The organism is Nocardioides sp. Bht2, from assembly GCF_047308515.1.
Classification (GTDB): domain Bacteria; phylum Actinomycetota; class Actinomycetes; order Propionibacteriales; family Nocardioidaceae; genus Nocardioides.
This window is the reverse complement of the sequence record NZ_JBLBWI010000015.1, coordinates 95,530-108,795: the sequence shown is the minus strand read 5'-3', so window position 1 is coordinate 108,795 and position 13,266 is coordinate 95,530. Positions and strand designations below refer to the sequence as shown.

11 protein-coding genes are annotated in these 13,266 nt (G+C 66.9%); 8 read left to right on the top strand and 3 right to left on the bottom strand.

What is annotated here, in order from left to right; genetic code table 11:
- Nucleotides 1-142 precede the first annotated feature (142 nt).
- Nucleotides 143-598 carry a hypothetical protein gene (locus tag ACLM5J_RS16900; protein WP_413657651.1) on the bottom strand — a complete coding sequence of 152 codons (456 nt, stop codon included), beginning with the start codon at nucleotides 596-598 and terminating at the stop codon, nucleotides 143-145.
- Nucleotides 599-604: 6 nt separating this feature from the next.
- On the opposite strand from ACLM5J_RS16900, the gene ACLM5J_RS16895 reads away from it, so the two are divergent.
- Nucleotides 605-1,267, top strand: coding sequence for an exonuclease domain-containing protein (locus tag ACLM5J_RS16895; RefSeq protein WP_413657650.1), 663 nt, complete (start codon nucleotides 605-607; stop codon nucleotides 1,265-1,267).
- A gap of 144 nt (nucleotides 1,268-1,411) precedes the next feature.
- Here the strand turns inward: ACLM5J_RS16895 and ACLM5J_RS16890 are convergent, their stop codons facing one another.
- On the bottom strand, nucleotides 1,412-4,675 hold the full coding sequence (locus tag ACLM5J_RS16890; protein WP_413657649.1) for an AAA family ATPase: 3,264 nt from the start codon (nucleotides 4,673-4,675) through the stop codon (nucleotides 1,412-1,414).
- A 142-nt stretch (nucleotides 4,676-4,817) separates the two neighbouring features.
- On the opposite strand from ACLM5J_RS16890, the gene ACLM5J_RS16885 reads away from it, so the two are divergent.
- The 7 genes from ACLM5J_RS16885 to ACLM5J_RS16855 all read left to right on the top strand — a co-directional run bounded on the left by ACLM5J_RS16885 (nucleotide 4,818) and on the right by ACLM5J_RS16855 (nucleotide 12,489).
- Entirely contained in the window at nucleotides 4,818-6,449 is a 1,632-nt protein-coding gene (locus tag ACLM5J_RS16885; RefSeq protein WP_413657648.1) for a TolB family protein, read from the top strand.
- A gap of 936 nt (nucleotides 6,450-7,385) precedes the next feature.
- A complete protein-coding gene (locus ACLM5J_RS16880; protein WP_413657647.1) occupies nucleotides 7,386-8,165 on the top strand; it encodes a tyrosine-type recombinase/integrase in 780 nt (259 codons plus the stop codon).
- A gap of 64 nt (nucleotides 8,166-8,229) precedes the next feature.
- Nucleotides 8,230-8,886: a type IV toxin-antitoxin system AbiEi family antitoxin domain-containing protein gene (locus tag ACLM5J_RS16875; protein WP_413657646.1), complete on the top strand. Its 657-nt coding sequence runs from the start codon at nucleotides 8,230-8,232 to the stop codon at nucleotides 8,884-8,886.
- Nucleotides 8,879-9,853: a nucleotidyl transferase AbiEii/AbiGii toxin family protein gene (locus tag ACLM5J_RS16870; RefSeq protein WP_413657645.1), complete on the top strand. Its 975-nt coding sequence runs from the start codon at nucleotides 8,879-8,881 to the stop codon at nucleotides 9,851-9,853. The genes ACLM5J_RS16875 and ACLM5J_RS16870 overlap by 8 nt, the downstream gene beginning before the upstream one ends.
- A gap of 302 nt (nucleotides 9,854-10,155) precedes the next feature.
- A complete protein-coding gene (locus ACLM5J_RS16865; protein WP_413657652.1) occupies nucleotides 10,156-11,256 on the top strand; it encodes a type IV toxin-antitoxin system AbiEi family antitoxin domain-containing protein in 1,101 nt (366 codons plus the stop codon).
- A complete protein-coding gene (locus ACLM5J_RS16860; RefSeq protein ID WP_413657644.1) occupies nucleotides 11,249-12,160 on the top strand; it encodes a nucleotidyl transferase AbiEii/AbiGii toxin family protein in 912 nt (303 codons plus the stop codon). Before ACLM5J_RS16865 ends, ACLM5J_RS16860 begins: the two co-directional genes overlap by 8 nt.
- A 110-nt stretch (nucleotides 12,161-12,270) precedes the next feature.
- The gene (locus ACLM5J_RS16855) at nucleotides 12,271-12,489 is read left to right on the top strand and encodes a nucleotidyltransferase family protein (RefSeq protein WP_413657643.1); all 219 of its coding nucleotides are present in this window, start codon (nucleotides 12,271-12,273) and stop codon (nucleotides 12,487-12,489) included.
- 276 nt (nucleotides 12,490-12,765) lie between these two features.
- Here ACLM5J_RS16855 and ACLM5J_RS16850 read toward each other — a convergent pair whose 3' ends face one another.
- On the bottom strand, nucleotides 12,766-13,203 hold the full coding sequence (locus ACLM5J_RS16850) for an SRPBCC family protein (RefSeq protein WP_413657642.1): 438 nt from the start codon (nucleotides 13,201-13,203) through the stop codon (nucleotides 12,766-12,768).
- Nucleotides 13,204-13,266 lie beyond the last annotated feature (63 nt).

The window sequence follows — 13,266 nt, the reverse complement described above, 5'->3', positions numbered from 1 at the left end:
AGACGCGGCCTGACTACCGCACACCCCGAGTGTCAACCAGACCGGGGGCAGACCCATATCAACCGCCTGCTCCAGTTGGACCCGCGCCGGAAGGAAGATGTCGCACAATGCCTGTAGGGAGTAGAAGACGGGCGCATCAAAGTCAGCGCTGGCGTTTGCCGCTGCCAAGCCCAAGATCATTGAGTGCCGCGGTGATCTCGTTGTTCAAGATATTCGCCAACGTGGTCAGCTGGTCCCGATGCTCAGCGGTCAGCGTCTGATACTTGACGTTGTCCCGAAGAGCCAACTTGGTGATGACCTTGAGCACGACTTCGGCCATACGCCGCCAGCGTGCTTGGATCGGGGGAACTCGAGCGGCATTCTTCGCCAAGACATCTGAAAGCGACTGGAGCTGACGAAGAGCGGGAGCTTCGGCGTCCATCGTGTTCTTGCTGAGCGCGTCCAGAGTGCCAAGGGTGGTTCGGACGTTGTCCAGCTGGTCTGCGTCCGCGCCCCTGCTCGTTCCCGCAAGCCGCGTATCTGCGATCGCGCGCTGGAGCACCAGGGCTTGGACACCTTCGCTGGCACGCAACAGAGTCAGGTGCTCCTCGTTGTTCATGAACCAATGCGGCAGGAAAAGGCCAGTGTCCGTCCCCGGCTTGGGACCGAGCACCAACGGACGGGTCTTTCTCCCACGTGGCGTAGAGGCTTCGGACCGTTCACCGTCATTGACTTCGAAACTACCGGGCTCAGCCTCAGACACGACCGCGTCGTTGAGGTCGCCGTCGACCGTGTAGACGCCAGCGGACAGGTCGAGGACGAGTTCGCAACCCTGATCAACCCCGAAGGCCGCGACGTCGGCCCCGCCTTCATCCACGGCATCACCAACGACCAGGTGCGCAATGCGCCCACCTTCGCCGACGTCACTCCCGAACTCATGAGTCGGTTGAGTGGCACCGTAGTCGTCGCCCACAACGCAACATTCGAAGAGGCATTCCTCGCCGCCGAACTTCGACGCGCCGGGATCAGCACCGCCCCCACGCCAGCGCTGTGCACCCTATGGCTGGGACGCCAGACCTTCTCAACACCGAACTACAAGCTCGCCACAATCGCTCGGGCCGCAAGCGTACCTCTCGTCGACAAGCACGCCGCCCTTGGCGATGTTCGTGCCGTGGCCGCGGGCCTTACCCCCGGTTCTTCGACACGGGGTAAGGCCCGACCACGGTGTGGGGATCTTGGCGCCCCGGTAGCGGTAAGGCTTGATGGCGAACACGTTGGCGGAAGCTGATCAGTACCTCGGAGGCCCTCTCGTACGGGAGGACTTCTTGCTCCTCGCCTCAGCGAAGATCGAGAGCACATCGCCAGTCGCGTAACCACTGGACGTTGCGGCGGGTACAGCCGGTCCGGCCGTCAGCGGTCATGAGTGCCCGGCTCAGAGGTCGAGGTCGGTCAGGACAGTCGTTGCCTGGCCGCGGATGCCCATCTGCGTCAGCACGTCGGCCAGACCACGCGCCGCGTTCTCGGCGTACGGGTCCACCTCCAACACCTTGCGGAAGAGGCCCGCAGCCGTGACCAGGTCGCCACGCTCCGCCTCCAGGCCCGCGAGTCTGGTGAGCGCCTGACGCCACGAGACCTGCGCGTGCGCCCGTACATCCACGGCCCATTCGGCGTCCGGCTCGTCCATGAACGGGTCACCAAGGTACAGATCCACCGCCCGGCGCAGACCCTCTCGGTGCTCGCAGACGGCCAGGGCATGGAACTGGTCCAGATCCACATCGAGATGCTCGACCCGGAGCCGCACCAGGTCGTCGCGCAGTTCCACGTGGTGCTCGGTCGGCCGGGCCCGGTCCGGGTCGAGCGCCCGACGTACGGTCGCGAGCGCCACTGCGAACCGGTTGGCGAGCAGGTCTGGATCGGTGTCGGGCCACAACAGATGCAGGATGGTCTCGCGTCGCACCACAGACCCGTGGCTGGCGACCAGAAACTTCAACAACGTGCGCGCCTTGCGGGAGGTCCACCGGACCGGTTCCTGACCGCCGACCCCCACCACCCCGAAAGTCCCTAGGACGCTGATCCGGGCCTGGGCTGGCACCGCGACCCCCAGCCACCTGTCCACGTGCGTAATCCACGCCTCGGCCCCGGCCCTGTCACACTGACCGGAGGCCGCCGCCAGATACCGGCTCGCGCGGTCCGAGTCACCGAAGGTGACCGCCAACGCCCCCAAGTGCAGATCGATCGGGCCGGCATCGATCGTGCCGTTGTGCGCGAACATCCCGGTATACGGCAGCAACTCGTCGTGGACCACCCGCGCGGCGCCGACGTCACCCAACTCCGCGACCGCACAGGCCAGGAAGGCGAGACCGGGCAACCGGATCATGTCCTGCGGGATCCCCGCACCCTCTCTGGCCACCAACTCATCGACGATGGACCGCGCCTCACCAGTACGCCCGACCTTCGCCAGCGCCAGCGCCAGCCCGGCCCGCCACGCGGGCACGGTGGCCGCGTGTGCATTGACCTGCTCCTCGATCGCCTCCACTATCTCCTCAAGCCGATCGGCCAGGTTCCGCAGGCAGAACAGCTGCCCCGCGTACCAGGTGAACGCGTCCGGCTGGTTGAGAGTCACCCCGAACTCCAGCGCCTCCCCCGCTAACTCCTCGGCCCGCGCGAGGTCACCACGCATGGCGACACGGGTCGCCGTCCAGACCCGGGCCAACCACAGCCGCACCGGGCGATGGATCCGCGCCGCCAACGCCTCCGACAACTCCAGTGCCTCGTCCGACGTCGCGAAGTCGCCGATCATCATCGTCGACTGCGCCACCGCGATCGCGGCGTTGAGCACGTGCGACTCCCCGCCGCTCCGCTCTGCTAGGTCCTCGATCCGGCGCGCCAACCCAGCCACACCCACCGGGTCTTCGAAGGAGGCGTACAACACCGAGAACCGGTCACACAGGATGTCGATCAGGAGGTCCGGGTCCCCCAGCCGCTCCGCAAGTAGGACCGAGGCGAGGCTGCGCTCGAGCACCCGTCCCCGCTCCTGCGGCTCGCGCACCTTCTCCATTGCCCACATCGCGTTGAGCCGCGCAAGGGCACGAAGGTCATCGTCGGGGCAACGCAAAAGGGCCAGCCTGATCAGCTCGACCCGCTCGTCATCGACGCTCGTCGTGCTCGAGTACCAGCCCCGGTGGTTGGCGACCACGGCCCGTACAAGATGCTCATGCAATCCCGCCCGGGCCGCCTCGCGGGCAGCGCCCAACAGCGTGTCCCGGAATCCCGGCAAGCCGGCATAGAACTCCGCGACGCCGCGGGTGATCGCCAGGTCACAACGCTCTGCAGCCGCCGCCGAATCCCCCAACAAGCCCTCCACGCGCGCGAGCAGCCGCACTGCCGCCGCGTGTCCCCCACGCTCGGCCGCCAGCTCGGCGGCCCGACGCAGATGACCAGCAGCGCGCCGTTCGAGCGTAGGATCGGCAGCCCGCCCGTAGTGGTGCCCCAACGCCAGATGGTGTACCTCGGAATCGGCATCCACCGAACGTTCCTCGACCAACTGTCCCACCCGGTGATGCAGGTCGGATCGCTGCAGCGGCCCCACGTCGTCGTACAACGCGATGCGTACAGCCTCGTGGCAGAACCGGAACCGCAGCGGCGCAGCCGAGTGCTCTTCGACCAACGCCGCCTCCGCCGCCGATGCGAGCGCTCGGTCGACCTCAGCCGGGTAGAGACCAGTCACTCCGGCCACCAGGCCCGGCTCGAAAACACGACCGACCACCGCCGCCGCCCGCAGGCACTCCCGCACCGACTCGGGCAGCCGGGCCGCACGGCTCCGGATCACCTGGTGCACATGGGACGGCATCATCTCCCCCACCACCAGGCCCACGTCCGCCCCTGCCACCGGATCGGACGACGTCGAACCAGCGCGCGAGCGCGCGAGTTCGCGCACGAAGAGGGGGTTGCCGCCAGCCACGTCGCACACCCGACCCATGAACTCCTCGGCATCCGGCTGCCCCTCGTCCTCAAGGGACGCCAGCTCCGCGCCCACCAGACGCCTGACTTCGTCGTCGCCCAGGCCTCCCAACGGGAGCCGCACGACCGTCTCCGAAGCACGCAGCACACCAGCGAGCAACTGTTCCGCGGCATCCGACCCGTGCTCGCGTGAGGTCACCAGCAACAACAAGGGCAGGTCAGTGTGATGCTCGACCAGGTGCTCCAGCACCGCAACGGTCTCGGCATCCGCCCAGTGAACGTCGTCGATGAACAGGCACAGGTCATCCGCACTGGTCGCAGCCCGGAGCCATCCGACCATCCCCTCCAGTTGCTGCAACCTCACCCGGGCCGGATCGACCACAGTGGGTACGACCTCAGCCGGCCGATCCGGGGGGAGCGCGCAGGCGGTCCACTCGGGCAGCAGGCGGGCGAGTTGCACACCGGCGTCGCCCAGGTCGCGGACGAGCGCTTCGACGTCTCTACCTGCCAGATCACTTCGGAGCATCTCGAGCATCGGTGCGCGCGCCTCGTCAAGGAACTCTTCGCAGCTCGCCTGCAGCACCCGGGCTCCCCCCGCCTGGGCTCGCGACAGGAACTCGGCGACCAGCCGCGTCTTGCCGATCCCCGCCTCGCCGGTGATCGCGACCACTCGCAACCGGCGGCGCCCCTGCCGCCACACGCGTTCGAGGTGGACCATCTCTGGTCCCCGTCCCACCCAAGGCTCCGTGCCGACCCGCACGTCTGGTCCTCCTCAGCAGTCCGAACCTGGAACCCTAGCCGACTATCCGAGCGAACTTTAAGGAACCTCAAAGGCTGCTCGCGAGACTTTAGGCACCGACCATTCGAAAGGAATCGCTTTGCACCTTCAGCTCACCTCCATCATCCGCACCCGACGCCCCATCGCGGTGTTGGGTGCCGTGGCCCTGGCTGCTTCCGGTCTCGCCCTTGCAACGGCGTCGCCGACCCACGCCGCGGCCCGCCCGTTCACCGACCGCGTGAGCGTCACCACCGGCGGGTTCCACGCCGGCTCCGGGACGAGCCGGGTAGGTGGGGCCAGCCGCCAGACGAACGCCCTAAGCACGGATGGGAGGTTTGCCGTCTTCGAGTCCTCGGCCCCGATGACCAACCGGGCCGGCCAAGCGCGCGTATGGCAGATCTTCGTCCGCGACCGCAAACTCGGCACCACCACGCTGGTCTCGGTGGGTCACCGCGGTCAGCTCGCCAACCACAACAGCGACGAAGCGGTGATGAGCGAGGACGGGCGTTACGTCGCCTTCCGTTCCACCGCCACCAACCTCGTACCCGGCGACACCAACGACAAGTCGGATGTGTTCGTCCGCGACCTGCGACGCGGCACGACCACCCGGGTCAGCACCAGCGCGAGCGGTGGCCAACTCACCATCCCCGGCAACACGCCGGTCGGCGCCGCCTCGCCCGCGATCAGCCCGGACGGTCGGTACGTGGGCTTCATCTCCCATGCGAAGGGGTTGACCAGCGACGACGAACCCGGCGCCCAGGCGTACCTCAAGGACACCGTCACCGGCGCGATCGAGGTCGTCAGCCGCAACTCGCTCGGTGCCACCGGACACGTCGTGACCGGGTCGTCGCTCGGCGTGAGCCGCGGCGGGAAGAAGGTCTCCTTCCTCAGTCTGGACGCCTTCCTGGTGCCCGGGGAGAACAACCACGACACCGATGTCTTCGTCCGGGACCGGAGCGCCGGCACCACAACCTTGGTGGCGGCCGGTGAGGACGGCAGCAAGAACCCCGTCATGAACACCGAGGGCACGCACGTGGCGTTCGTCGCGCGCAACGCCGAGGTGTCGTTGCCCGGCGCGCCCGCAGGCATCGACCAGGTGTACATCCGCGACCTGGCAACCGGCACAACCCTTGCGGCCAGTCGCCACTCCGACGGCGCCTGGGCCAACGACCACTCCAAGGCCCCCGCGATCAGCCGGGACGGGCGCCACGTCAGCTTCAACTCTTTCGCGAGCAACCTCGTCGGCGGGGACACCAACCGCCAGGCCGACGTCTTCCGCCACGACACCGCCACCGGTCGGACGATCCGGGTGAGCCTGCGCAGCAACGGCACCCAGAGTTCACATGCATCCGGCATCACCGCGATCAGCGGCAACGGGATGCACGTGCTCTTCGAGTCCCACGCCCCGGACATCACCCCGCTGCCCACCTCCAACTGGGGCAACGTCTTCGTCCGATCAGTCGACGGCTCCTACCCCGCGATGCGGGCCAGCGTCGGTATACTGCCGACCAAGACCCCCCGGGCGACGAAGCGGAAGGTCCGGACCACCGGTATCGCCGCCGGCCAGCCGGTAAAGGTGGTGTGGAAGCAGGGCAAGCGCAGGACCACCAATAATCTCAGCGTCCGCTCCAACGCAATCACGTTGAAGGCACCTAAGCGCCATGGGAAGTACAAGGTCACTGTCTCGTACGCTGGCAAGTTGCTGCGCACCCGAACCATCCAGGTGAGATGACGGCGCCTCGCCACCAGGAAACAAAGTCCTCCATGGCACCCACACGGGTGGCTGTGGAGGACTTCCTACATTCAGCTACGAGCCGTTCCCGGGAACGATGACGCCCGCCGGAGTCTCGGTTCTGCTCCGGGATCTGAGATCGGCGGCGAACTCCCGGAGCGTCGGAGCCTGCCCACGCGCACTGCCGGTTCCCGCAGTCCGGGCAGTCCCGACCGCACCCGCAGCCGGATGTCGCCGCGGGAACCTCCGGGCTGGAATGGGCCTTAGACAAGCCACATGCCACTCGGAGGTTCTCGCTCGTTCAACGAGGCTCGCCGCTACCAGCGTCCTGGCCGGGTACGCCTAGATCTGGTGGAGGTGAGGGGACTGGAACCCCTGGCCCCTGAAACAGGAGCCGAGGCTTCGCCATCTCGGCGAATCTCGGACCTACCGCCTCACACAAGCTCTGACCTGGGAGGATGCCCCGAACCTAGGACAACGACTCAGGTCAGAGTACTGCGGGGTCTCGGCCGATCTCGGTCTCTCCCACCCCGTTTCGGAGACGATTGCGCTGGGCTTCTGCTGGCAACTGGAGGGTAGTCGCTCCGCAGTCGCCATTGGTGCTGGCCCAGGGCCGGCCCGTCCAGGTGGCTGAGACTCAGCAACTTCTCCTGTTTCGACCACTGGATACGAACGACGCATCTACATTGCGGAGCATGGGTTGGGTACTTTTCACCGGCGGGCAAGATCAGCTTCAAGGAGTACGCCGTTGGGTGGCTCGCTGCGCAGACGTTCGACGAAGGAACCCACGAGGCCGTCGAACTGCGGCTACGCCTGCATGCCTACCCGACCTTGGGCCCGAAGCTGCTGGCCGAGGTCAAACCTTCCACGATCCAAAACTGGCTTCGCGGGCTGTCCGAGCTTGCGCCGACGTATCGCAAGGTGCTCTACGCCAATGTGTCCACGGTGTTCACCGCGGCGGTCGACGACAACCTGATCCAGAAGAACCCGTGCAAGGCCCCATCGGTCCGACGCCCCAAGACCGAACCGCGCAAGATGGTGCCCTGGACGGTCGAGCAGGTCGACGACGTGCGCGAAGCGCTCACTGAGAAGTACCGGCTGCTGGCGCATCTCGGAGCAGGACTCGGTCTGCGGCAAGGAGAGATCTTCGGCCTCTCCCCTGAGGACATCGACATCGATAACGCCGAGGTGCGTGTGGTCCGACAGGTCAAGATCCGCTCCGGCAACAAGCTCCTCTTCGGACTCCCCAAGGGACGCAAGACCCGCACTGTCCCGCTCCCCGACTCGGTTCTCGAAGCGATCAACGTGCACATGACCAAGTTCCCTCCGCGGGACGTCACCATGGCGTGGGACCGCCTCGACGGCGCAGAGCGCACGGTCTCCCTCCTGCTCACCACCCGCGAAGGCGGCGCACTGAACCGCAACTACTTCAACACACGGATTTGGCGACCTGCGCTGGAGAAAGCAGGCATCGAGTCAAAGCGTGAGAACGGGTGCCATGCGCTGCGGCACTTCTATGCGAGCACGCTCCTCGACGGCGGCGAGTCGATCAAGGCGCTCAGTGAGCACCTGGGCCACAGCGACCCGGGCTTCACGCTGCGGACCTACACCCACCTCCTGCCGACCTCGAACGAGCGGACCCGCAAGACGATCGACGCAGTCTTCGGGCACGACAGCGACGACACTTCGACCGAGAGCGAAGTGGACGATGACTAGGGCGTCTGTCGGCCCCGAGTTGTCGCTACAGCATTTGTTCCCTGAAGTGGGTACAATCGATGTCGTGAGTGACTCGACGGTGTCCCGGCTCGGCGTCCTGGCCGCACGGCGCTGGGGCATGTTCACCACCGCCCACGCCGAGGCGGTCGGGGTCTCGCGCAAGCAGCTTGTGCGAATGACAGCGAGTGGGGTGCTTGAACGTCTGGCTCATGGCGTCTATCGGATGGCCGGCTCTCCCCCACAGGATCACGAGAGCATCTACGCAACTTGGCTGGCGCTGGGCGGTGCAACCTCCCAGCCGACCGAGGCCGGCGCACCTGCCCTGGTGGCGGCTGGGGTCACGGCGGCCGTGGTGCACGAGATCGGCGACTTCTTCCTCGACGGCATCGACTTCATCGTCGGTTCCCGCAAGACCACGCGCCTGCCCGACGTACGCCTGCGCATCCGCCCGCTCACTCCTGCCGACGCCACCTCCGTCAACGGGCTGCCGACTCTCACGACAGAACGAACCATCACCGACCTGCTCGCACTCGGCACGGACACCTCACTTATCGACGACGCCCTGCGCGAGGCCGCCCGGTTCGGCAAGATCACCGACCCGCAGCGGCTGCGGGCCGACCTGACAGCAGCCCCGGCCCGACTGAGGGACGATGCAGGCGTCCTGCTCGAATCGCTCGACGAAATCCTGGCTCCCAACGCAGAGGGGGCGCTCCATGGTTGACGCACAGGGGTATGGCGACTGGCGCGCCGTGGAGCTCGCGATCAAGGACGCCGCGAAGAAGGCCGCCCGCGAAGCCGGTGCCGGCGTCAGCGCGGCCACAGTGGACGCGCAGATCCGCCAAGCCCGCTACGACCGGTTCCTGTCCCGCGTGTTCGCCGAGGGCGAGGCCACCGAGTGGATGCTCAAAGGCGGCCTGAGCATGCTGGCCCGAGTCCCACGATCGCGGACCACCAAGGACGTCGATCTTGCAGCGCGCGGAGCCACCGACCTCGACGAGGCCGAACGACAGCTGTCCACACTGGTCGCTGTCGATCTGGGTGACCACCTCACGTTCCGCCTCACGAGGTCGCTGCCGACCGGCGCTGGCGAGAACCAACCCGGCCTGGCCACGCGCCGTTTAATCTATGCCTGCCTCGACGTCGACACCGGCGCGCAGATCGACACGGTCACCGTGGACGTCGTCGTGGGCCCGGCACCCATCGGGACACCCGAGTACGTCGAACCGGCCAACCGCCTGCAGCTGAAGAGACAGCTCGTCACTCACCCCTACCGACTGTTCCCGGTCGTGGATCAGATCGCCGACAAGGTCTGCGCGACCATGAGCACTGACTACCCGGGCGGGCGTCGTAGTAGTCGCGTCAAGGACCTGGTCGACCTCGTCGTGCTCGCCCAGACCCAGTCGGTAGACCTCGGCGAACTACGAGTCGCGATCGCCACCAAGCAGGCACTCAGCGGCATGGCCCCGTTCGCCGCATTCACCATCCCCGAGACCTGGCACCGCACCTACCCGAACACAGCGAAGGGTGTGCCGTCTGCCCAGACCCACACGGCCGCGGAGGCCGCAACCCTGGTCGCACGGTTCGTCGATCCAGCCCTCGCCAACGCGGGCGATGCATCGACTTGGGACCCCGTGCAGCTCGCTTGGAGCGCGACGGCGAGCGTACCCAAAGCGTACCCAGCGGGCTGATCGACAGCGTTTGCGCAGGTCAGGGCGGGTCAGTCGGTCACTATTACGACATCTGATCAGCGCTCGCTGATCGAGCTCGCCCCTCGCTGATCGAGCTCGCCCCTCGGTGATCGAGCTCGCCCCTCGGTGATCGAGCTTGTCGAGATCCGGCCCCGGAACCACGGAAACGCGGTGACGGGGCCGGTCTCGCTTTACCGCTGGTCGAGGACGGGCCCCCTGGCTCGCCGGCATCCCCGACGGGGTCGCCGAGCACCCGTCGCGGGCCCAAATGAGCAGTGGTCGGGACCGGACCCAGACCTCTCATGGAAATACTTGGAAAGTATCTCTCAGGGCGATACAATCCAAGCATGAAGTCGAGGGAGGCTCTCCGTGCGCTAGCCGAGATCACCGCCTACCAGTGGGGCATGGTGACGGCGGCCCAAGCCAGCATGCACGGCATCACCCGGCTCGATCTCTCCCGACTCGCCGCCGACGGCCAGCTGGAACGCGTCGCTCACGGGGTCTACAAGGACGCCGGTGCTCCCGGCGGCCCGCACGACGCCCTGAAAGCGGCCTGGCTCAGCACCGATTCGAAGGAGATGGGCGAGGCGCGCCTCAAGGACGGCGCCAGCGGCGTGGTCGTGGCAGGAGAATCCGCCGCCGAGCTGCATGCCATCGGTGACTTCCGCGCCCTACGGCATGAGTTCGTCTGCCCCGGCCGCCGGCAGAGTCAGCGCAGCGCGATCCGCTACCGCCAGCGCACGCTCGACCCCAGCGACGTCACGCTCGCCGATGGCCTGCCGGTCATGACGATGGAGCGCACCATCGCTGATCTCGTCGACGAGGTGGGCGACCTCAGTCTCGTCGCCGACGCACTACGCGACGCCTCTCGCAAGCGGGACCTCGACCTCGAGCGGCTCGGATCACTCCTCGCTCCCCATGCCCGGCGCAACGGATTCAAGAAGGGTGATGGAGCCGCCCTGCTGGATCGGCTGATGGAGATCGCAGGCATTGACCCGGAGGCTGTCGCTCGACGAGTCGCCGCCGACGCGTCGCTCGGCTCCCGGGTCGCTGCGACCTACCTCACCCGCCTCAGCCAGGAACACATCGCGCGGCTAGTCATGACTCCCGAGATGCAACAGACCATCCGCTCGACCCAAGAGTCGGTTGCCGCAACGGTCCAGAGCGCGATGGCGCCCAAGCTTGCCGCCATCGACGCAACCGTGGCGGGGGTGAGCGCCAACGTGGTCAAGAACTCCGGTCTCGACGAGATCGCGCGCCGCATCTCAGCTCAAGTCGTCAACAGCAACGTCATGGAGGAGTTCAGCCGAGCCTGGGTCAAAGCTCTGAGCGAAACCATCGCGGTCGAGCCGGAACCGATCACAGCCAATTGTGAGACACAGAATGCGGTCACGCGTGACTGAGCCCGAGTCCTACTCCACTCCGCGAGGCGTCGAGAACGCAATCAAGGACGCCGCGAAGAGAGCGGCTGCTGCCGATCCTTCGCTCGACGTCAACAACCGCATCCAGCTGGAGCACTTCAACCGCTTCCTGAGCCGGGTGTTCTCCGAGGCCGAGGAGTCCGACTGGGTGCTGAAGGGCGGCACGGGCATGCTCGCCCGAGTGCCTTCGACGCGCTCCACTCGGGACATCGACCTGTACCGCCGCGGCTTCACGCTCACCCAAGCCCTCGATGACCTGGTCCGCCTGGCGGAGATCGACCTCGGCGATCACTTCCGCTTCCAGTACGTCAGCCACACCGAGTCGATCGGCAACGACGCCCAGCCCTACACCGAGGGCTACGAGGTCAGGTTCGAGATCTTCGTAGGGCTCAGCAGCAAGGGATCGCTGCAGGTGGACCTCGCCGTAGGTACCGGGATCACCGGAGAGGTCACCACGACCGCCCCGGCGAATGCACTGGAACTGCCGCGCCTCGTCAACCACCAGTACCGCCTCTACCCCGTCGTTGACCAGATCGCCGACAAGGTCTGCGCGACCATGACCGAGTACAACGAACGCTCGTCGAGCCGCGAGAAGGACCTCGTCGACCTTGTCGTGTTCGCGACCACCCAGGAGGTCGATGGCACCGCGCTGCGAATCGCCACCGTCACCGAGATGCGCCGACGCCAGATGGAGCCGTTCGACGGCTTTGCGGCGCCCTCCACATGGGGAACCGGCTACGCGAAGCTGAGCAGGCCCGTCCCCTACTGCGCGAACTACCGCACGGTCGACCTCGCCGCGGCACTCGTCACACGGCTCATCAACCCAGCGCTTTCGGGTGACGCCGACGGCAAGACCTGGTCGCACGAAGCCCTCCACTGGACCTGAAGCCCCGCGTCGCGGTCCGGCTGAAGCCCATCATTCCCCTGCGTTCTGACGGCGCATCGGGCATGACCTTCACCGCTACCGACGACGGCTCTCGCCGTTACGATGGAGCCGTGCCCGAGATCTTCGGCAGCACCGCCCGCGGCGACGACCATGGGGACAGTGACGTCGACCTGCTCGTCGACTTCGCCCCCGACACCAGCATCATCGACATCATCGGAATCCAGCAGGAGCTCGAAGACCTGCTCGGTGTCCGCGTCGACCTGATGTCATGCAGCGGGCTGAGCGAGCGAGTCCGCGCCCGGGCCGAGAAGGATCTGCTGCCGCTGTAGGCCAGCTCCCCGCCGAGGTTCTCGGCGACATCACGGCCGCCATCAACGCGATCCACGCCCACCTGAAGCCCGGCCCCATCTCCACTCCCACGCAGTCCGGAGGCGTCGACCATCTCCGCTGCGTGTGCCAAGTCGAGCAGCAGCTCGTGGTCGGCCTAGCTCGGCCTCGAAGGCGCGGGGGCCCACTCCCGCGACCGCGTTGCTTCCCGAGGGCCGAGAAGGAGGCCCTCGCTCGCCTCGTCTACGACCCCAGAAGTCCGCACAACCTCGACGGGTTCAGCGACCTTCGGCCCGCTGCTTCAGAGCCGCGACGTTGGCGTCGAAGCCGCGGCGCAGAGCGCGACCGAGCAGCCCGGCGACCACAGGTGACAGCGGTCCGATGATCTCGAAGTGAGAGGTGTAGCGGCTGCGGCCCGAGCCCAGGTCGACGACGCGTTGGTCGCGGCGGCTCCGCAGCAGACCGCCGGGCGCCGGCTTCATCGAATAGCTGAATCCTTCTCCCGGCGCGACGGAGTTCACGAACTCCCGCTGTCGGAACGTCCGCCGTCCGACCAGCGCGACCTGCATGTCGATCGCACCCCCCGGCCGCAGTTCGCAGCGCACGTCACGGGCAAAGGGGTTCCAGTCGCGGTAGGCATCGAAATCGGTCAGCACCTCCCACACGGTGGCGGCTGGAGCGTCGATCTCGATCTCGTGGTCATGTCTGAACGCCATGCCACGCATCCTCACCTGTTACTCACCATGCCGCTAGATGCAAGTCGTGCCCGACGGGATCAT